Raw genomic sequence first — 19,775 nt, 5'->3', positions numbered from 1 at the left:
TAAGCAAAAATGGCCTCCAGCGCTGACGGAGTGTGCGCTGGCAGCTCTTTTTTCAATAGCATCCCGGGGCGGGCGCGGTGGCAGCTGCGGGGACTGCCGCCGCGCGCTCGGCGGCAAAGGCCACGTACCAGGCCAGGCAGCCGGGGTTCGCCATGGCATCCTTGTTGACCACCTTGTCGATCGGCTGGCCCAACAGCAGCTTCTTGATCGGCAGCTCCTGCTTCTTGCCGCTGAGCGTGCGCGGCACCTCGGCGACGGCGAAGATGGCGTCGGGCACGAAGCGCGGGCTGAGCGCCGTGCGGATCGCGCCCTCGATGCGCGCGCGCAGCGCGGCGTCGAGCGCGGCGCCCGGGCGCAGCACCACGAACAGCGGCATGTAGCTCTCGCGGCCCAGGTATTCGAGGTCGACCACCAGGCTGTCGAGCACCTCGGGCAGGGCCTCGACCGCACTGTAGATCTCGCTCGTGCCCATGCGCAGGCCGTGGCGGTTGATGGTGGCATCCGAGCGGCCGTAGATCGTGCAGCCGCCGTGGGCGCCGATCTTGAGCCAGTCGCCGTGGCGCCAGACCGCGCCCATCTCGGGCGGGCCGTCGCCGCCGCCGAGCCGGCGGCCATGGCCGCTCGGGTACATGTCGAAGTAGCTCGACAGATAGCGCAAACCGTCCGTGTCGCCCCACAGGTACAAAGGCATCGACGGGATCGGCTGCGTGCAGACCAGTTCGCCGACCTCGCCGATCACGGGCTGGCCTTGGTCGTTCCAGGCCTCGACGGCGGCGCCGAGCATGCGGCACTGCATCTCGCCCGGCACCTGGGGCAGCTCGCGGTGGCCGCCGAGGAAGGCGCCGCAGAAGTCGGTGCCGCCCGAGATGTTGTTCCACCAGATGTCCGGCGTGCCCAGCGCCTCGAACTGCGCCGTGCCCCACTGCTGCACCTCGGGCGACAGCGGCGATCCCGTGGTCCCGAGTGCGCGGATGCGCGAGAGGTCGCCGCAGTCGGACAGGTTCAACCCGGCCTTCATGCAGTGGGCATAGAAAGCCGCGCCAGCGCCGAAGCAGGTCACGCCGGTCTCGGCAGCAAAGCGCCACAGCAGGCCCCAGTCGGGCTGGTCCTTGCTGCCGCCGGGGTTGCCGTCAAAGATCACGCAGGTGGTGCCGCCGAGCAGGCCGCTGAGCTGGGCGTTCCACATCACCCAGCCGGTCGAGCTGTACCAGTGGTAGCGCTCGCCCAAACTGTTGGGCGCGTAGCTGCAGCCGACGTCGTTGTGCAGGCCCTTGAGCTGCAGCGCGACGAGCACCATGCCACCGTGGCCGTGCACGATGGGCTTCGGTAACCCCGTGGTGCCGCTCGAATAGACGACCCAGAGCGGGTGGTCGAACGACAGCCAGAGCGGTTCGAAGGCCGCGGTTTGGGCATCATTTCGGGCTGTAGCGCTGGCCCATTCTGCGCAGCCAGCTATCGAAACAGAAGCATCGAGCTGGCCCAGCAGCAGCGTGTGCTCGACGCTCGGCAGCTGCGCGCGCAGCTCGGCCAGCACGCCCAGGCGGTCGTGGTCGCGCCCGCCGTAGGTCACGCCGTCCACCGCGATCAGCACCTTGGGCGCGATCTGGCGAAAGCGGTCGAGCACGGCGTGCGTGCCCATGTCGGGCGCGCAGATGCTCCAGACGGCGCCAATGCTCACCGTGGCCAGCAGCGCCACCATGGCCTCGGGCACGTTGGGTAGGTAGGCGGCCACGCGGTCGCCGGGCTGCACGCCCTGGGCCTGCAGGTGCAGCGCGAGCGACGCGACCTGGCGGCGCAGTTCGGGCCAGGAGAGTTCGCGGTGCACGCCCTTTTCGTTGCGGCTGATGACGGCGGGCTGGCCGGCGGCGTGGGCCGCGTCGACATGGCGCAGCACCTGGCGCGCGTAATTGAGCTGCGCACCGGGAAACCACTGCGCGCCCGGCATCACGTTGCGCGCCAGCGCAGCGCTGTGCGGCGTCGGCGACTGCAGCGCGTAATAGTCCCAGATGCTTTGCCAGAATGCGCCCAGCTCGGTGGTGGACCAGCGCCACAGCGCGCCGTAGTCGGCAAACTCCAGGCCGCGCGCGGTGCGCAGCCAGTCCTGGTACAGGCGGATCTGGGGGATGAACGGGGGGGTGGGGTGGCGTGTCTCCATAGCGGCGCAGCCTACCAGTGGCGCGCCCGCGCTGCCCAGCCCCGGCAGTCCCTCAAACGACAGCGGCCGGGCGCCCGCAGGGCGCGGCGCAAGGCTTCAACCGGTCTGTTCGTGCAGCCCGGTGATCGCATAGCCTTTGTTCTCGATCTGCTGGCCGGGCTGCGCGATGCCGTAGTCGCTCCAGTGCGGAGCGTTCTCGTCGAGTTCCAGGCCGCGCTGCTCGCTCTCCCAGTCCACATTGATGGCTTCCGAGGGAATCGGCTTGCCTTCGGGCACCGCCAGGTGGGAAAACTTGTCGTCGGCTTCGGCTCGGCGGTAAATGTCCACGCGCATGGTTGCGTCCTCGCTGTTTCAGTGAATGAACACCCACTCTACGGGCGCCGCGCCGCGCGCCGCGTAGGAAGGGGGCGCCTTCGAGCGCGCGCGGCGCGCCGCATTTCTTCGCGCGGGCCGGGAACCCGGGGCGAACTCCCCTTACCATCCGCGCCACCAACCACAACGGAGAAAGTTCCATGGGCTTCATGACCTGGAGGGAGAAGAGTGCCGGCGCGCTGCAGCAGGGCGGCGTGATCGGGCCAGACGAGCGGCTGCCCTGGCCGCAGACCGCAGCGATGGGCGTGCAGCACGTCATCGCGATGTTCGGCGCGACGGTGCTCGCGCCCATCCTGATGGGGTTCGACCCCAACCTCGCCATCCTGATGAGCGGCATCGGCACGCTGATCTTCTTTGCCATCACCGGCGGCAAGGTGCCCAGCTACCTGGGCTCGAGCTTCGCCTTCATCGGCGTGGTGATTGCCGCCACCGCGTACGCCGGCAAGGGGCCGAACGCGAACATCGGCCTGGCGCTGGGGGGCATCATTGCCTGCGGCGCGGTGTACACGCTGGTCGGCTTCATCGTGCAGGCGGTCGGCACGCGCTGGATCGAGCGCTTCATGCCGCCCGTGGTGACCGGCGCGGTGGTCGCGGTGATCGGCCTCAACCTGGCCGCCATTCCCATCAAGAACATGGCGGCGAGCAACTTCGACAGCTGGATGCAGGTGCTGACCTTCGTCAGCGTCGGCCTGGTGGCCGTGCTCACGCGCGGCATGGTGCAGCGGCTGCTGATCCTCGTCGGCCTGGTGGTCGCGACCATCGCCTATGCGGTGCTGACCAACGGCCTGGGGCTGGGCAAGCCGCTGGACCTCTCGGGCGTGTGGAACGCGCCCTGGGTGGGCCTGCCCAATTTCTCGGCGCCGGTGTTCGACACCAACGCCATGCTGCTGATCGTGCCGGTGGTGATCGTGCTGGTGGCGGAGAACCTGGGCCACATCAAGGCCGTCACGGCCATGACGGGTCGGGACCTCGACCAGTACATGGGCCGCGCGTTCATCGGCGACGGCATTGCCACCATGGTCAGCGGCAGCGCCGGCGGCACCGGAGTGACCACCTACGCCGAGAACATCGGCGTGATGGCGGCCACCAAGATCTATTCGACCGCGGTGTTCCTGGTGGCAGCGCTGATCGCAGTGCTGCTGGGTTTTTCGCCCAAGTTCGGCGCCGTGATCCAGGCGATTCCGCTGCCCGTGATGGGCGGCGTCTCCATCGTCGTGTTCGGTCTGATCGCGGTCGCGGGCGCCAAGATCTGGGTCGACAACAAGGTGGACTTCTCGCTCAACAAGAACCTGATCGTCGCCGGCATCACGCTGATCCTGGGCACGGGCGACTTCACGCTCAAGTTCGGCCAGTTCGCGCTCGGCGGCATCGGCACCGCCACGTTCGGCGCCATCGTGCTGTACGCGCTGCTCAACCGCAAAGGCTGATGGCGCAGGCAAAACATCGGGTTAACCCTTAAACGCTCGGGCGCGCCAGATAAACTGGGGGTTTGCCTGGCGCGCGCCCCGCGCGCTGGCGCCCACCACCGTTGCGGAGTTTTGTCCATGTCCCTGGCCGATCGGGTCCGTCACCCGGCCCTTCTTGAACGCGTCATGTCGGCCCACGAGGCCGCAGCGCTGATCCCCGCCGGCGCCAATGTCGGCATGAGCGGCTTCACCGGCGCCGGCTACCCCAAGGCCGTGCCCGGCGCGCTGGCGCAGCGCATCGAAGGCCTGCACGCGCAGGGCCACCCGTTCAAGATCGGCGTGTGGACCGGCGCCTCGACCGCGCCCGAGCTCGACGGCGCCCTGGCGCGCGCGCACGGCATCGGGATGCGCCTGCCCTACCAGTCCGACCCGACCTGCCGGCGCCAGATCAATGCCGGCGAGATGCAGTACATCGACATGCACCTCTCGCACGTCGCGCAGTTCGTCTGGTTCGGCTTCCTCGGCAAGCTCGACGTGGCGGTCGTCGAGGTGGCCGGCGTGCTGCCCGACGGGCGCCTGATCCCGTCGTCGTCGGTCGGCAACAACAAGACCTGGCTCGACCAGGCCGACAAGGTCATCCTCGAGGTCAACCAGGGCACCCCGGCGGGCCTGGAGGGCATGCACGACATCTACTACGGCACCGACCTGCCGCCGCACCGCGTGCCGATCCCGCTGCTGCGCCCCCAGGACCGCATCGGCGAGCCCTACCTGCACTGCGACCCCGACAAGGTCATCGCCGTGGTGGTGACCGACCAGCCCGACCGCAACTCGGTCTTCGCCGCGCCCGACGAGAACTCGCAGCGCATCGCCGGCCACATCATCGAATTCCTGCAGGGCGAGGTGAAGCTCGGCCGCCTGCCGCGCGAGCTGCTGCCGCTGCAGTCGGGCGTGGGCAACATCGCCAACGCCGTGCTGGCGGGCTTGAACGAAGGGCCGTTCCAGCACCTCACCGCGTTCACCGAGGTGCTGCAGGACGGCATGCTCGACATGCTGCGCAGCGGCAAGCTGGCCTCGGCCTCGGCCACCGCACTGTCGCTGAGCCCCGCCGCGATGGACGACTTCGTGCGCCATCTCGATTTCTACCGCGAGCGCATCGTGCTGCGCCCGCAGGAGATCAGCAACCACCCCGAGCTGATCCGGCGCATGGGCCTGATCGCGATGAACGCGATGATCGAGGCCGACATCTACGGCAACGTCAACTCCACGCATGTGATGGGCTCGTCCATCATGAACGGCATCGGCGGCTCGGGCGACTTCGCGCGCAACGCCTACCTGTCGATCTTCATGACGCCCTCACTCGCCAAGGACGGAGCCATCTCGTGCATCGTGCCCATGGCCTCGCACGTCGACCACACCGAGCACGACGTGCAGATCCTCGTGACCGAGCAGGGCCTGGCCGACCTGCGCGGCCTCTCGCCGACGCAGCGCGCGCAGCGCATCATCGAGCGCTGCGCCCACCCCGACTACCGCCCGCAGCTGCGCGACTACGTCGAGCGCGCGCGCCGGGGCGCCACCGGCCAGCACACGCCGCACCTGCTGAGCGAAGCGCTCGGCTGGCACCAGCGCTATGTGGAAACCGGCAGCATGCGCGCCTGATCGCGGCGCGCGGCCGTCACCGCGGCGACGTGCAGCGCGCGCGCACTTCCGATAATGGCGGTCTGCTTCGGGCTGGCCCCGGCCGCCCGCCACCGCACTTGAGGAACGCCCACCCATGTCCGCCATCTGGAAAAAACCCATCACCCTTGCGCTGTGCACGGAGACCAGCGCGAACACCGCCGTCAGCCACCTGGGCATTGAATTCACCGAGATCGGCGACGACTTCTTGCGCGGCCGCGTGCCCGTCGATGAACGCACGCGCCAGCCCTTTGGCCTGCTGCACGGCGGCGTGAGCGTGGTGCTGGCCGAGACGCTCGGCTCCATCGGCGCGTTCTACGCCAGCCCCGAGGGCCACCGCGGCGTGGGCCTGGACATCAACGCCAACCACCTGCGCGCCGCCACCAGCGGCTGGGTCACGGGCACCGCGCGCCCCGTGCACATCGGCCGCACCACGCAGGTCTGGCAGATCGACATGGCCAACGACGCGGGCGAGCTGACCTGTGTCTCGCGCATCACCATGGCGATCCTGGCGCCTAGGTAAAGGACAACCCCCTGAGCCGCTGCGCGGCGTCTGCTGGGCTGGGGCGCGCCGGTTTCAAGCCGAATGGGCCGTTAGCCCTTGACTGGCAAGCGACGGAAGCTATTTATTCAGTAGCATCCTGTCGGGCCAGGCGCTCGCTCTTCCAGTAGACGTCGTCGCCGCCGTCCATGCGGTTGAGCACGCGCGCGAGCACGAACAGCAGGTCCGACAGCCGGTTCAGGTAGTGGCGCGGCGCTTCGCGCACGGCCTCCTGCGCGCCCAGCGCCACCACGGCGCGCTCGGCGCGGCGCGCCACGGTGCGGCACACGTGGGCCTGCGCGGCCGCGCGCGTGCCGGCCGGCAGGATGAATTCCTGCAGGCGCGGCAGCTGTGCGTTGTGCGTCGCCAGCGCCTGGTCGAGCTGCAGCACGGCCTCGTCCTTGAGCAGCTCGAAGCCCGGAATCGACAGCTCGCCGCCCAGGTTGAACAGCTGGTGCTGCACCTCGACCAGCAGCGCGCGCACGTCGGCAGGCAGGGGCTCGCACAGCAGCAGGCCGATGTGCGAGTTGAGCTCGTCCACATCGCCCATGGCGTGGGGCCGCGGGCTGTGCTTGGAGACGCGCGTGTTGTCGCCCAGGCCCGTGGTGCCGTCGTCGCCAGTGCGCGTGGCGATTTGGGTGAGTCGCTTGCCCATGGGTGCTCCTTGAAAAATGGAATACGGGATTGTGGGTTACACCGGGCGCGCAAATGTTGGCCAGGGAAACAGCCGGCAAAAATGCTGGCCCGGGCCTGCACGCTGCGGTGCAATGGGCGCCTGTTCAACCTTGATGGAGCACCTGGTCCATGCATTTGACGAAACAACGCATCGCCCCTTTTGACGCCCGCAGCGTGCTGCTGTTCGCGGCCCTGGCCTTGGGCGGCGCCGCTGCCGTGAAGGCACAGACGGCGGCGGGCGCCAGCGCCCCCAGCGGGTCCGGCCCCGCCGCCACCGTGCAGGCCGCCACGCCCTCCGCCCGCAGCGGCAGCGCGCACTCCGCGACCGAGACCGCGTTTGTCCGTGCCGACACCAACCACGACGGCAAGCTCAGCGCCACGGAAGCGGCTGCCCTGCCCGCGATCGGCAACCGCTTTCAGCAGCTCGACGCCGACAAGGACGGTTTCCTCTCGCGCGCAGAATTCGAGAAAGGCGCGCAGCCCTGACCGGCAGGCCGCGCGCGGCCTGGCACCGCTGCTCGCGTGAGCAGCGGGTTGTCCCTGGGCCCTGGCGGGCATCCCCGCCAGGGCCTTTTTGCTTTGGGGGCCGGTGGTATTCTTTTGCCCCCTGCCGGAGAACCCCCATGAACGCCCCCACCCCCACCCAGTTGCTGTCCCCCACCCTACCGCGCGCCGTGCCGCAGGCGCTGCTCGATGCCCTCGCCGCGCGCTTTGGCGCCCAGTGCTCGACCGCGCTGGCGGTGCGCGAACAGCACGGGCGCGACGAAGGCTCGCTGGTGGCGCCCCCGCCCGAGGCCGTGGTGTTTGCGCAAAGCACGCAGGACGTGCAGGACGCCGTGCGCCTGGCCAGCCAGTACGCGGTGCCCGTCATTCCGTACGGCGCCGGCTCCTCGCTCGAAGGCCACCTGCTGGCCGTGCAGGGCGGCATCAGCCTCGATGTCTCGCGCATGGACCAGGTGCTGTCCATCGACGCCGACGACCTCACCGTGACGGTGCAGCCCGGCATTACGCGCAAGGCCTTGAACGAGGCCATCAAGGACACGGGCCTGTTCTTTCCGATCGACCCCGGCGCCGACGCCAGCCTCGGCGGCATGGCCGCCACGCGCGCCAGCGGCACCAACGCCGTGCGCTACGGCACCATGCGCGAGAACGTGCTGGCGCTCGAGGTCGTCACCGCCAGCGGCGAGGCCATCCGCACCGGCACGCGCGCCAAGAAAAGCGCCGCCGGCTACGACCTCACGCGCCTCATCGTCGGCAGCGAGGGCACGCTCGGCGTGATCACCGAAGTGACGGTGCGGCTGTACCCGCTGCCCGAGGCGGTGTCGGCCGCGGTGTGCTCGTTCCCGAGCATCGAGGCCGCGGTGCGCACCACCATCCAGACCATCCAGCTCGGCGTGCCGATCGCGCGCGTCGAGCTGATCGACGCCAACTCGGTGCGCATGGTCAACCAGCACAGCAAACTCGGCCTGCGCGAGGAACCCATGCTGCTGATGGAATTCCACGGCTCGCCCGCGAGCGTGCAGGAGCAGGCCGAAACCGTGCAGGAGATCGCCAGCGAGTTCGGCGGCAACGCCTTCGAATGGGCCAGCACGCCCGAGGAGCGCACGCGCCTGTGGGCCGCGCGGCACAACGCCTACTTCGCCGCCGTGCAAAGCCGCCCCGGCTGCCGCGCGATCAGCACCGACACCTGCGTGCCCATCAGCCGCCTGGCCGACTGCCTGCTCGACTCGGTGGCCGAGGCCGACGCCAGCGGCATTCCGTACTTCCTCGTCGGCCACGTCGGCGACGGCAACTTCCACTTCGGCTACCTGCTCGACCCGAACATCCCCGCAGAACGCGTGGCGGCCGAGGACCTGAACCACAAGCTGGTCGCGCGCGCGCTGGCCCTGGGCGGCACCTGCACCGGCGAACACGGCGTGGGCATTCACAAGATGGGTTTCCTGGTCGACGAGGCCGGCGCCGGCGCCGTGGCCATGATGCGCGCCATCAAGCAGGCGCTGGACCCGCAGAACATCCTGAACCCCGGCAAGATCTTCGCGCTCTGAGCGCCGGCCTGGCGCAGCCGCACGGCGGCTTCATACCGCGTCCTGCTGCGCAGCCTTGTGCAGCAGGAAGTCGATCAGCGTGGCGATGGCCTTGGTCTGGTAGCGCGTGGGCATGTACAGCAGGTACTTGCTCGTCGACAGGAAGGCCAGGCTGCCCGGCTCGAACGGCAGGCGCACCAGCTCGCCGCGCTGCAGCGGCTCACGCACCATGTAGTCGGGCACGACGCCCACGCCCAGGCCCTGCAGAATCGCGTCGCGCAGAAAGTAGAAATTGGCCGACACCAGCCGCGGCTGGATGCGCAGTTCGGCGCCGCTGCCCCCGTGGTAGCCGGCCAGGCGCAACTTCTGGCCCGTGAGGTTCGAGGTGATGAGCGGCACCTGGTGCAGGTCCGCCAGGCTGCGCGGCAGGCCATGCGCCTGCACCAGCGCCGGCGCCGCGCAGGCCACGTAGTGCACCGGCCCCATATTGCGCGCGACCAGGTGGGCCGGCGGCTCGGCCATCACGCGCATCGCGAAATCGACCGCGCCGGCGAGCAGGTCGTCGATGTCGTTGTCAAAGACCACCTCCAGCGTGACGCCCGGGTGCAGCTGCATGAATTCGGTGAGCCACGACGACATCGCCAGCTGGCCATAGCCGCTGGGCACGGACAGGCGCACCGTGCCCTGCAGGCTTTGGCCCAGGCTGCCCACCGACTCGGTGGCGGCCAGCAGCTCGCGGCGGATCGTGCGGCCGTGTTCATAGAGCTTCCAGCCCAGCTCGGTGGGCTCGATCTGGCGCGTGGTGCGCCGCAGCAGCTGCTGGCCCAGTTCGCGCTCGAACTGGTTGAGCCGGTGGCTCACGTTAGCCCGGCTCATGCCCAGGCGCACCGCGGCCTTGCTGAGGTTGCCGGCTTCGATGATGTCCACGAGCAGGGACAGCGCGGTCAGGTTCATTGTCAAATTTCCAGATGCACAATGTCCAACTTTTATCACGATTGCAAAATTTATTAAACACATGAAAAATGCGCGCTGGTGGACTGCCCCTGCGCAGCTCGCCGTTTCGGGGGGTCTGTGGGCCTCGTGTTGCTTTGTTGGACGAGGCCCTTTTGCATGAGCGTTACTTCTCCCATCCAGCCGCTGGCTGGTCTGCGTGTTCTCGACCTGTCGCGCGTGCTGGCCGGTCCCATGTGCGCAATGTCGCTGGCCGATCTCGGCGCCGATGTGATCAAGGTCGAGCACCCGAGCCGCGGCGATGACACGCGCGACTGGGGCGTGCGCGTGGGCAGCCGCAACACCTCGTACTTCAACAGCGCCAACCGCAACAAGCGCTCGATCAGCCTGGACCTGCAGTCGCCCGAGGGGCAGAAAATCGCGCTGCAGCTGGCCGCGCAGAGCGACGTGGTGGTGCAGAACTTCAAGGTCGGCGGCGCCGAAAAGCTGGGCCTGGGCTACGAGCAGCTGAGCGCTTTGAACCCGCGCTTGGTCTACTGCTCGATCTCGGGCTATGCGCGCTCGGGGCCGGAGGCCACGCGCCCCGGCTACGACCTGGTGGTGCAGGGCGAATCGGGCCTGATGGCGATGAACGGCGAAGAAGGCCAGGGCCCGCTCAAGTTTGGCGTGGCCGCCGTGGACATGTTCACCGGCATGTATGCCGCCCAGGCCATCCTGGCGGCGCTGTACGAGCGCCACCGCACCGGCCTAGGCCGCCATGTGCAGATGGCGCTGTACGACTGCGGGCTGATGATCACCAGCTACTACGGCATGGAAGCGCTGCTCCGTGCGGGCGACCCGCCGAAGTTCGGCAACGCCCACCCCTCCATCGTGCCCTACGGCGTGTTCGAGGCGGCCGACGGCCCGCTGGTGATCACCGTGGGCAACAACGGCCAGTTCCAGCGCTTTTGCACAGAGGTCATCGGGCGACCCGAATGGGCCAGCGACGAGCGCTTTGCCACCAACACCGCGCGCTCGGCCCACCGCCACATCCTCATGCCACTGATCCACGAGGCGCTGCGCGGGCTGCCGCGCGCCCAGCTGCTCGCGCAGCTGACGGCCGCGCAGATCCCCTGCGGCGAGGTGCTGGGGCTGCTCGATGCGCTGCAGTCCGAGCGCACCGAGTCCGCCGGACTGCTGCACCGCTTTGAAGACAGCGAAGCCGGCGCACAGGCCGTGCTCGCTCCGCCCTACGCGATGGACGGCGAACGCCTGGCCGTGCGCATGCCGCCGCCCCACCTGGGCGAACACACCGACGCCGTGCTGAGCGAGCAACTGTGCCTCGCCCCCGACGCCATTGCCGCACTGCGCGCACAAAACATCATCTGAACCCCTTTTTGACCCGGAGACAAACATGTCCAAGCCCCACGCTTCCCTCCACCGCCGCCACCTGCTGGCCGCTGCAGCCGCCGGCGCCCTGACCGCCTTCACGGGCACCGCCGTGGCCTCTGCCTGGCCCGACAAGCTGGTGAAGATCGTCGTTGCTTTCCCGCCCGGCGGCCCCACCGACACGGCCGCGCGCATCGTGGCGCAGAAGCTCGGCGAGCGCCTGGGCCAGTCGGTGATCGTCGAAAACCGCCCGGGCGCCTCGGGCTCGATCGGCACGGCGGCCTTCATCAAGTCCCCGGCCGATGGCTACACGCTGTCCATGTTCGGCATGCCGGCGCTGCTGGCGCCGCTGCTGTTCAACAACAACGCCTACGACGTGCGCAAGGACTTCCTGCCCGTGGCCACGGTCTACGACCTGCCGATGGCCGTCGTGATCAACCCGCGCGTGCTGCCGAACGTGACCACCCTGCCGCAGCTGATCGCCCACGCCAAGGCATCGAAGACGCCGCTGAACTACACCAGCTCGGGCACCGGCAGCTTCGGCCACCTGTCGATGGAGCAGCTCAAGGACCTGGGCGGCTTCGACATGCAGCACATCCCCTACCGCGGCAGCGCCCCGGCCGTGACCGACCTGATCGGCGGCCAGATTCCGGTGATGTTTGCCGACGTGGTCGCGGCGCTGCCGCACATCCAGGCGGGCAAGCTGCGCGCCATCGCGGTCAGCTCCAACCAGGCCAAACTGCTGCTGCCGGGCGTCAAGTCGGTCGCCGAACAGGGCTTTGCCGGCTTTGACGCCGACACCTGGGGCGGCCTGATCGCGCCGCTGGGCACGCCGCGCGCCGTGGTCGACCGCCTGAACAAGGAACTGAAAGTGATCATGGCCGACCCCGAACTGCAGCAGAAGATGATCGGCGCCGGCGCCGTGGCCAACTACCAGACCGGCGAGACCATGCGCAAGCGCCTGCTGTCCGACTACGACCGCTGGAGCAAGATCGCCAAGGACAAGAACATCTCGGCCCTGTGAGCCCGGCGCCCTGCGGCGGCAGGGCGCGCACATCACCAAGCCCTGGCGGGCGTGCCCGCCAGGGCTTTGTTTTTTGGTGGCCTGCCAGCGCTTGCGCAGGCATGTATGTACGCTGCCTCCGCAATAATCACCGCCGAGCCGCCTGCGGGCGGTGTCCCTTGTCCCTGAGCTTGTCCGTTAGGCGCCCAACATGCACCACCTGCACACGCAGATCCAGATTTCCGCCCCGATTGAGCGGGTCTGGTCGCTGCTCGTCGACCTGCCCGCGCACGCGCGGTGGAACCCGTTTGTCCGGTCCATCGAAGGCCCGCTTGCGGTGGGCCAGACGCTCCAAGTCGCCATCCAACCGCCGGGCAGCCGGGGCATGCGTTTCCAGCCAACGGTGCTGGCCGTGCACGAGGGCCGGGAACTGCGCTGGAAGGGCAAGCTTCTCGTCGCCGGCCTGTTCGACGGCGAGCACTACTTCAAGCTCGAAGCCGGCCCTGCGGGCGGGACCGTGTTCCACCACGGCGAACTTTTCTCGGGCGTGCTCGTGCCGCTGTTTCGGCGCTCGCTGGACGGCGCCACCCAGCAAGGTTTCGTGGCCATGAACGAGGCGCTCAAGCGCGAAGCCGAGAAGCCGTGACGCCGGTCTGAAGCCGATTTGTGCCTGACCCCTGTCGGGGCATCCGCGGCAGTGGCGGCCGACCGCGCGCCGGGCCGCGACAATCGCCCGTTCGGCACCTGCGCGCGCACGGACCTTCCGTCTCCGCCATCGCCCCACTTTCTGGAAACCCCCATGACCCGTTCTTTCCCTTCGATCCGCACGCTCAAGGCTGTGCTGGCCAGCACCGTGCTGGCCCTGAGCAGCCTCGCGCAGGCCCAGACCGTCTTCAAGATCACCGCGATCCCCGACGAATCGCCCACCGAGCTGGCGCGCAAGGCCGCGCCGCTGGTGAAGTACCTGGAGCAGCGGCTGGGCATGAAGGTGGAGTTCACGCCGGTCTCGGACTATGCCGCCGCCGTGGAGGCGCTGGCCCACAAACAGGTGGACATGGCCTGGTACGGCGGCTTCACCTTCGTGCAGGCCAGCATCCGCTCCGGCGGCAAGGCCGTGCCACTGGTGCAGCGCGAGGAAGACGAGAAATTCCGCTCCGTCTTCATCAGCGGCGACCCGGCCATCCGGTCGCTCGCCGACCTCAAGGGCAAGACCGTGAGCTTTGGCTCGCAGTCCAGCACCTCGGGCCACCTGATGCCGCGCAGCTACCTGCTGCAGGCGCAGATCGACCCCGACAAGGACTTCCGGCGCGTGGCCTATTCCGGCGCGCACGACGCCACCATCGCCGCCGTGGCCTCGGGCAAGGTGGACGCGGGGGCGCTCAACATTTCGGTGTGGGAGAAGTTCGTGGCCGACAAGAAGGTGGACACCGGCAAGGTCAAGGTCATCTTCACCACCCCGGCCTACTTCGACTACAACTGGACCGTGCACAGCGACATGCCGGTGGCCCAGCGCGAACAACTCACCAAGGCGTTCCTCGACCTGAACCGCAACACCCCTGAAGGCAAGGAAATTCTGGACCTGCAGCGCGCCACGCGCTTCATTCCCACCCAGGCCAGCAACTACAAGGGCATCGAGACGGCAGCGCGCAGCGCGGGCCTGATCAAGTAAGGGCCGCCTGCGCGTGCGATCTATTTTTAATAGCTGGCTGCGCTGCCCCCGTAAGGGCTGCAGCCTGATTTGGCCATGAACCTGCGGCTGCACAACGCCACCGTGCGCCACCCCGCGGCGCGCGCCGGCGCACCGGCCGCGCTGCAGGGCCTGGACCTGGCGGTGGCCCAGGGCGAACAGATGGCCGTCATCGGGCCGTCGGGCGCGGGCAAGACCACGCTGCTGCACCTGCTGGCCTGCGCGCAGCGGCCGGCCGAGGGCAGCGTGCACTTCGATGGCAGCGACCCCTGGGCGCTGTCGCGCCGCGCGCTGCAGCGCTTGCGCGGCCGGCTATTTCTGGCCCCGCAGGTGCCGCCGCTGCCGCCCCGGCAGCGCGTGGTCACCGCGGTGCTGGCGGGGCGCCTGCCGCACGAGAGCCTGTGGGCCAGCGTGCGCAGCCTGGTGCACCCGACGGGCACCGCGCTGGCCGAGCACGCGCTGGCCCATTTCGACGTGGCGGACAAACTGTTCGACCGCGTGGACCGGCTCTCGGGCGGTGAGCGCCAGCGCGTCGGCCTGGCCCGGGCGCTGGCCACGCAGGCCAGCCTGTTCCTGGTCGACGAACCCCTGTCCGCGCTGGACCCGGCACGCGCGCAGCAGGCCCTGGCCTCGCTCACGCAGGCGGCCCGCGAGCGCGGTGCCACGCTGGTGGCCACGCTGCACCACGTGGACATGGCGCTGCACCATTTCCCGCGCGTCATCGGGCTGCGCGGCGGCACGCTGGCCTTCGACCTGCCTGCGGCGCAGGTCACGCCAGACCACCTGCACCAGCTGTACGCGCAGCACCTGGACGAGCTGGCGGACACCACGCCGCCCGCACCGGACGGGCCCATGGCCGCCGCGCCCGTGCCCATGCAGTGCCGCTAGCGCAACGGGCCATGGTGTCGTTCCTGGGCGTGCCCCCCGGCGAAAGCCTGCCGTCCGCGCGGCGCGACCCGGCCTGGCGCGCCCGCCTGGCCGGTGCCGTGGTGGCGCTGGTGGTGCTGTGGCCGATGCTGGTGCTCACCGAATTCAAACCCTGGCAGCTGCTGGCCCCGGACGCACTGAAACCCTCGCTGCGATTTCTGGCGGACTTCGTGCCGCCCCGCTCGGACGCGGAGTTTCTCGCCCTGGTGGCGCGCGAGACCTGGCGCACCGTCGCCATCGCCACGGCAGGCCTGGCGCTGGCGCTGGCCCTGGCCGTGCCGCTGGCGCTGCTGTCGGTGCGGGCGCTGTCGGTCTCGGCGCTGAGCGGCCCGATGGCCGCCGTGCCGGCGCTCGTGCGGCTGCTGGTGCGCTGGCTGCTGGTGGTGCTGCGCAGCGTGCCCGAGCTGGTCTGGGCGCTGGTGTTCGTGCGCGTGGTGGGGCTGGGCCCGACGGCCGGCGTGCTGGCCATTGCGCTGACCTATGCCGGCATGCTGGGCAAGGTCTATGCCGAGATCCTCGACAGCGCCGAGCCCCATGCCGCCACCACCCTGCTGCGCAATGGTTCGGGCCGGCTGCAGGCCTTTTTCTATGCGCTGCTGCCGCAGAACGCCGCCGAACTCACCAGCTACACCGTCTACCGCTGGGAGTGCGCGATCCGCTCGTCGGCGGTGCTGGGCTTCGTCGGCGCGGGCGGCCTGGGCCAGCAGATGGACGCCTCGATGAAGATGTTCGAGGGCGCCGAGGTGGCCACCATGCTGCTGGTGTTCATGGCGCTGGTCTGGCTGGCGGACCGCACCAGTGCCTGGTTGCGGCACAGGCTGGCATGACGACGCGCCACCCGCCGCCACCCCGGCCACCCACCCAGCGCTGCCTGGCCTGCTGGTGCATGGCCGCCGGCGCACTGGCGCTGGTGGGCCTGAGCTTCTGGTCGCTGGACCTGCAGTGGGCGCAGTTCGCATCCGCCCAGGCGCTCGCCAAGATGGCGCGGTTTCTGGCGGAGCTGCTGCGGCCCGACACCAGCCCGGTGTTCCTGCACAAGCTGCTGTGGGCGACGCTGGAGACGCTGGCCATGTCGGCGCTGGGCACGGTGCTCGCGGTGCTGCTCGGCCTGGCGCTGGCGCTGCCCGCCAGCAAGGCGTTCGAGGGCGACCCGGCGCGCTGGCGCGGCCCGGCGCGGCTGGTGCTCAACGCCTTGCGCAGCATTCCCGAACTGGTGTGGGCCACCCTGCTGCTGATCGCGGCCGGGCTGGGGCCGTTTGCCGGCACGCTGGCATTGGCGCTGCACACCTCGGGCGTGCTGGGCCGCCTGTTCGCCGAAGCGATCGAGAACGCCCCGCCCGGCCCCGGCTTCGCCCTGCGCGTGCGCGGCGTGGCCAGCAGCCGCGTGTTCCTGTATGCCACGCTGCCCCAGGTGCTGCCGCAGCTGCTGAGCTACACGCTGTACCGCTGGGAGAACAACATCCGCGCGGCCGCTGTGCTCGGCGTGGTGGGGGCCGGCGGGCTGGGGCAGATGCTGGCGTTCCACCTGGGGCTGTTCCAGATGGGCGAGACCAGCAGCGTGCTGGTCGCCATGCTGCTGCTGGTGGCGCTGGTGGATGCGCTGAGCTTTGCCAGCCGGCGCTGGCTGGCCCTCTAGTGCATCACCCCAGCGGGATCGAACCAGCGCGCGCCCGGCGCGGCCCTGCTCCCCTGCAGCGCAGGAAACGCCTGTCAACTGGTTGACATATTTCGGTAGCAAACTCCGCCACTTTGCATCCTTGGTGCGCGGCCGTTGTGCAACCCCCTCTCCCCCGAGCATGGCTCGCGTTCCTGAGCCGCCATTCCGGACGCATTCTCGTCACTGGCAGCGCCGGTCTGTCACTGGCTCTGCTGGTCCTGGTCTGGACCTTCACATGGCAGAGGCTGGACGCAGAGAAAGTGCTGACCCGTGCCAACGCCAGCGTACAGCAGCAGAACCTGAGCCACATCATTTCCGAGAACCTGGGCCAGATCCTGGACCGCGGACGGGTGATGGCGATCGCCGCCGAGGGCTGGTTCAATGGCAACCCCGCGGAAACCCTCGGCCACCTGTCGTCGATGGCGGCCGCAGACCGCATCTTTCTGCGCATCGCGCTGTACGACCAAACGTCGCGGCGGGTCTACACCTCGTCCCCCGCGCAGGACAGCCCCGAATTCACCACTGCCGTCTGGGCGTTGCTGAGCACGTCCGCGCAGGAAGGCACCAACCATCTGCGCCTCGCGCCCCTGTCGCCATCGAGTGAACACGCGTGGCAGATCCCGCTCCTCATCCCGGTGAACGGCAACCACAACACCCCGCGCGGCGTGCTGCTGGTGGTACTCGACCTGGGCTACTTTCTGCAGTTGTACCGGCACATCGACATGGGCCGCTCCGGCGTGATCCAGGTGCTGACGGCCGACGCCATGGTCGTGGCGGAGGCGCGCCCCGAGGGCCTGGTGCTGCAGAACGGCGCCCGCCGTGCGGGTGTGTCGCTCCAGCCCGGCGTCCATGCGGGTGCGCTGCAGGGCGATCTGTTCCAGGATGGGCGGACGTACCTTTCCAGTTTTCGGCAACCCGAGAGCCGGCCGTTCACCGTCGTCGTCAGCCGCGACATGCAGGAGATTCTGACCGCGCACTCGGCCATCCGGTCCCGCTTGTTTGCCGGTCTGGCCGTGCTGACGGCCTTCTTCGCCGCGGTCACCTTCTGGGTGGCGCGCGGCATCCAGCGCCAGGGCGGTCTGGTGGAGGCCCTGGCCCGGTCCAATGAGAAGATCCAACTGCTGATCGACCAACTGGAAGAGGAGAAGCGCCGCGCGGTCATGCTGGCCGCCCACGACCATCTGACCGGGCTGCCCAATCGGCGCATGTTCAACGAGCTGCTGGCCAGCCACCTGCTGCAGGCCAAGCGCAACCGCAGGCACTATGCGCTGATGTATCTGGATCTCGACCGCTTCAAGAGCGTCAACGACACCCTGGGCCACCATGTCGGCGACCTGCTGCTGCAGGCCGTCTCGGCCCGGCTGCGCGCGGGCCTGCGGGAGTCCGACATCGTGGCGCGCCTGGGCGGGGACGAGTTCGCCGTGCTGGTGACCGGCCTGGAGCGCATGGACGACATCGCCGCCGTCGCCGGCAAGCTGGTGGAACAGCTCAGCCTGCCCTACGAGGGCCTGGACGGCCACGCCATCCAGACCAGCCCCAGCATCGGCGTGGCCGTCTTCCCCCGGGATGGCCAGGACATCGGCGCCCTGAGCCGGCATGCCGACGCCGCCATGTACCAGTCCAAGCGCTCCGGTCGCGGCAGGTACACCTTCTACGACGCGGTGCGCAAACCGGCCGATGCGCGCTTCCTCGAACAGCGCCTGCCCAAAGCCATTGCCGAGCATGAACTGGTGCTGCATTTCCAGCCCAAGGTCCGCCTCTGCGACTACCAGTTGGTCGGGTTCGAGGCGCTGGTGCGCTGGCAGCACCCGGAGTTCGGCCTGATCTATCCGAACGATTTCATCCCCCTGGCCGAGAGCACGGGCGCCATCGTTGAGCTGGGCAACTGGGTCGCGCAGGCCTGCTGCCAGCAACTGGCAAGCTGGCAGGCCGAAGGGCTCAAGGTGGTGCCCATCGCCTTCAATGTGTCCGCCATGCAGCTGCTGGACGAGGAGCTGCCCCTGCGCGTTGCGGGCATGCTCGCCACCCACGGCGTGGCGGCCGGATCGCTGGAAGTGGAGATCACCGAGACCTGCCTCGTCGAATCGATGGACGTCGCTGTCAAGGTGCTCGATGCGCTCGAGAAGCTGGGCGTGTACATCGCCCTGGACGACTTCGGCAGCGGATTTTCCAGCCTGGGCTACGTGCGCACCCTTCCCATCCACTGCATCAAGATCGACCGCTCGTTCATCAACGACATCCGCAACAGCCCGGACGACGCGGTCATCGTCACCTCCATCATCACCCTGGCGCACAACCTCAAGATGCGCGTGGTGGCCGAAGGCGTCGAGCGGCTCGACCAGCTGATCCACCTCAAGACCGCCGGTTGCGACGAGGTCCAGGGATACTTTTTCAGCCGCCCCGTTCCCGCCGATGCGGCGCGGGAATTCCTCCTGCAACCCGCGATGTCCCCGGCATGAAAAACCCCTTTCGCAGCCTGTGCGCCGGCTTGGCGCTCACGGTGGTCGCGCTGCACGCCCCGGCGGCCACCTGTGAAGATCCGCGCCCCCTGCGGCTGGCGCTGGTTCCCCTGAAAGACCCGACGACCCAGCTGGCTCAGTACCGTCCCCTGATCCGGCAGCTGGAAATCGCCCTGGACCGGCGCATCGAGACGGTTCCGGCCACCTCGTACGGCGCGGTCATCGAAGGCCTGCTGGCCGGCGGCATCGACCTGGCCGAACTCGGCCCGGCCTCTTATGCCATCGCGATGCACCGCGGCGCCCATATCGCCCCCATCGCCTCGTTTCGCCTGCGCGCAGGGCCGGCGACCGACTCCACCACGTCCTACTACCCGCTGCTGATCACGCGCCGCGCAGCGGGCCTGACAAGCCTGGAGGGGCTGCGCGGGACCACGCTCAGCCTGACCGACCCGGCCAGCACCTCGGGCGCGTTGTTGCCGCGCAAGGCCATCCAGCAGTTGACCGGAACCCCCCTGGACAGCTATTTCCAGCGCGTCACCTTCGCCGGCTCGCACGACCGCGCCATCGACACCGTGCAAAAAGGCCTGGTGGATGCCGCCTTTGTTTCGAGCACCTCGGTGGACGAAGCCATCCGCCGCGGCAGGCTGCGCATGGAGGACCTCCATACCCTTTGGAAATCGAACCCCATTCCCTACGACCCCTTCGTGCACCGCACGCAACTGTGCCCCGCACTGGTGGTCAAAATCCGGCAGGTCTTTCTGGGTGACGTAAGTGCGCTGCAAGGCATGTTCAAGGACCTGGGAATGACCGGCTTCGTTCCGGTGTCCGATGCGCAGTACCGCGAGATCCGGGCGCTGTTCCCGTCAAGGCCGTAAC

General features: G+C 69.0%; 18 protein-coding genes. 14 read left to right on the top strand and 4 right to left on the bottom strand.

Annotated elements, in window-relative coordinates; genetic code table 11:
• Positions 1–52 precede the first annotated feature (52 nt).
• Together B2J89_RS03860 and B2J89_RS03855 are read right to left on the bottom strand one after the other, a co-directional pair.
• Positions 53–2,155, bottom strand: coding sequence for an acetoacetate--CoA ligase (locus tag B2J89_RS03860; protein ID WP_169167910.1), 2,103 nt, complete (start codon positions 2,153–2,155; stop codon positions 53–55).
• Positions 2,156–2,251: 96 nt separating this feature from the next.
• The gene (locus B2J89_RS03855; RefSeq protein ID WP_169167909.1) at positions 2,252–2,488 is read right to left on the bottom strand and encodes a DUF6139 family protein; all 237 of its coding nucleotides are present in this window, start codon (positions 2,486–2,488) and stop codon (positions 2,252–2,254) included.
• A 179-nt stretch (positions 2,489–2,667) separates the two neighbouring features.
• Here B2J89_RS03855 and B2J89_RS03850 point away from each other — a divergent pair, with 179 nt between their 5' ends.
• The 3 genes from B2J89_RS03850 (at position 2,668) to B2J89_RS03840 (ending at position 6,130) form a co-directional block, all read left to right on the top strand.
• A complete protein-coding gene (locus tag B2J89_RS03850) occupies positions 2,668–3,954 on the top strand; it encodes a solute carrier family 23 protein (protein ID WP_169167908.1) in 1,287 nt (428 codons plus the stop codon).
• Positions 3,955–4,071: 117 nt separating this feature from the next.
• The gene (locus B2J89_RS03845) at positions 4,072–5,589 is read left to right on the top strand and encodes an acetyl-CoA hydrolase/transferase family protein (protein WP_169167907.1); all 1,518 of its coding nucleotides are present in this window, start codon (positions 4,072–4,074) and stop codon (positions 5,587–5,589) included.
• A 115-nt stretch (positions 5,590–5,704) separates the two neighbouring features.
• Positions 5,705–6,130, top strand: coding sequence for a hotdog fold thioesterase (locus tag B2J89_RS03840; RefSeq protein ID WP_169167906.1), 426 nt, complete (start codon positions 5,705–5,707; stop codon positions 6,128–6,130).
• Between the two features lie 103 nt (positions 6,131–6,233).
• Here the strand turns inward: B2J89_RS03840 and B2J89_RS03835 are convergent, their stop codons facing one another.
• Complete coding sequence (locus B2J89_RS03835) at positions 6,234–6,803, bottom strand: cob(I)yrinic acid a,c-diamide adenosyltransferase (RefSeq protein ID WP_169167905.1); 570 nt, start codon at positions 6,801–6,803, stop codon at positions 6,234–6,236.
• Positions 6,804–6,952: 149 nt separating this feature from the next.
• Between B2J89_RS03835 and B2J89_RS03830 the strand changes: the two genes are divergently transcribed.
• Together B2J89_RS03830 and B2J89_RS03825 are read left to right on the top strand one after the other, a co-directional pair.
• Complete coding sequence (locus tag B2J89_RS03830) at positions 6,953–7,309, top strand: EF-hand domain-containing protein (RefSeq protein ID WP_169167904.1); 357 nt, start codon at positions 6,953–6,955, stop codon at positions 7,307–7,309.
• Positions 7,310–7,446: 137 nt separating this feature from the next.
• Complete coding sequence (locus B2J89_RS03825) at positions 7,447–8,868, top strand: FAD-binding oxidoreductase (protein ID WP_169167903.1); 1,422 nt, start codon at positions 7,447–7,449, stop codon at positions 8,866–8,868.
• Positions 8,869–8,898: 30 nt separating this feature from the next.
• Here B2J89_RS03825 and B2J89_RS03820 read toward each other — a convergent pair whose 3' ends face one another.
• Complete coding sequence (locus tag B2J89_RS03820) at positions 8,899–9,801, bottom strand: LysR family transcriptional regulator (protein WP_169167902.1); 903 nt, start codon at positions 9,799–9,801, stop codon at positions 8,899–8,901.
• A gap of 156 nt (positions 9,802–9,957) precedes the next feature.
• On the opposite strand from B2J89_RS03820, the gene B2J89_RS03815 reads away from it, so the two are divergent.
• From B2J89_RS03815 to B2J89_RS03775, 9 genes are all read left to right on the top strand, one after another.
• Complete coding sequence (locus B2J89_RS03815; RefSeq protein WP_169167901.1) at positions 9,958–11,166, top strand: CaiB/BaiF CoA-transferase family protein; 1,209 nt, start codon at positions 9,958–9,960, stop codon at positions 11,164–11,166.
• A gap of 25 nt (positions 11,167–11,191) precedes the next feature.
• Entirely contained in the window at positions 11,192–12,190 is a 999-nt protein-coding gene (locus B2J89_RS03810) for a tripartite tricarboxylate transporter substrate binding protein (RefSeq protein WP_169167900.1), read from the top strand.
• A 190-nt stretch (positions 12,191–12,380) separates the two neighbouring features.
• Positions 12,381–12,815 (top strand): SRPBCC domain-containing protein, encoded by a 435-nt coding sequence (locus B2J89_RS03805; protein WP_169167899.1) that lies wholly within the window; start codon positions 12,381–12,383, stop codon positions 12,813–12,815.
• 153 nt (positions 12,816–12,968) lie between these two features.
• Positions 12,969–13,838 carry a putative selenate ABC transporter substrate-binding protein gene (locus B2J89_RS03800; RefSeq protein WP_169167898.1) on the top strand — a complete coding sequence of 290 codons (870 nt, stop codon included), beginning with the start codon at positions 12,969–12,971 and terminating at the stop codon, positions 13,836–13,838.
• A 75-nt stretch (positions 13,839–13,913) separates the two neighbouring features.
• On the top strand, positions 13,914–14,744 hold the full coding sequence (locus tag B2J89_RS03795; RefSeq protein WP_169167897.1) for a phosphonate ABC transporter ATP-binding protein: 831 nt from the start codon (positions 13,914–13,916) through the stop codon (positions 14,742–14,744).
• Positions 14,745–14,755: 11 nt separating this feature from the next.
• Entirely contained in the window at positions 14,756–15,610 is an 855-nt protein-coding gene (locus tag B2J89_RS03790) for an ABC transporter permease (RefSeq protein ID WP_169167896.1), read from the top strand.
• Positions 15,607–16,419: a phosphonate ABC transporter, permease protein PhnE gene (gene phnE, locus B2J89_RS03785; RefSeq protein ID WP_169167895.1), complete on the top strand. Its 813-nt coding sequence runs from the start codon at positions 15,607–15,609 to the stop codon at positions 16,417–16,419. Before B2J89_RS03790 ends, phnE begins: the two co-directional genes overlap by 4 nt.
• Positions 16,420–16,700: 281 nt before the next feature.
• Positions 16,701–18,899 carry a putative bifunctional diguanylate cyclase/phosphodiesterase gene (locus B2J89_RS03780; protein ID WP_371809029.1) on the top strand — a complete coding sequence of 733 codons (2,199 nt, stop codon included), beginning with the start codon at positions 16,701–16,703 and terminating at the stop codon, positions 18,897–18,899.
• Complete coding sequence (locus B2J89_RS03775; RefSeq protein ID WP_169167894.1) at positions 18,896–19,774, top strand: phosphate/phosphite/phosphonate ABC transporter substrate-binding protein; 879 nt, start codon at positions 18,896–18,898, stop codon at positions 19,772–19,774. Before B2J89_RS03780 ends, B2J89_RS03775 begins: the two co-directional genes overlap by 4 nt.
• Position 19,775 lies beyond the last annotated feature (1 nt).

It is taken from the genome of Acidovorax sp. SRB_24, from assembly GCF_012931925.1.
This window is presented reverse-complemented; position numbering and strand designations above follow the sequence as displayed.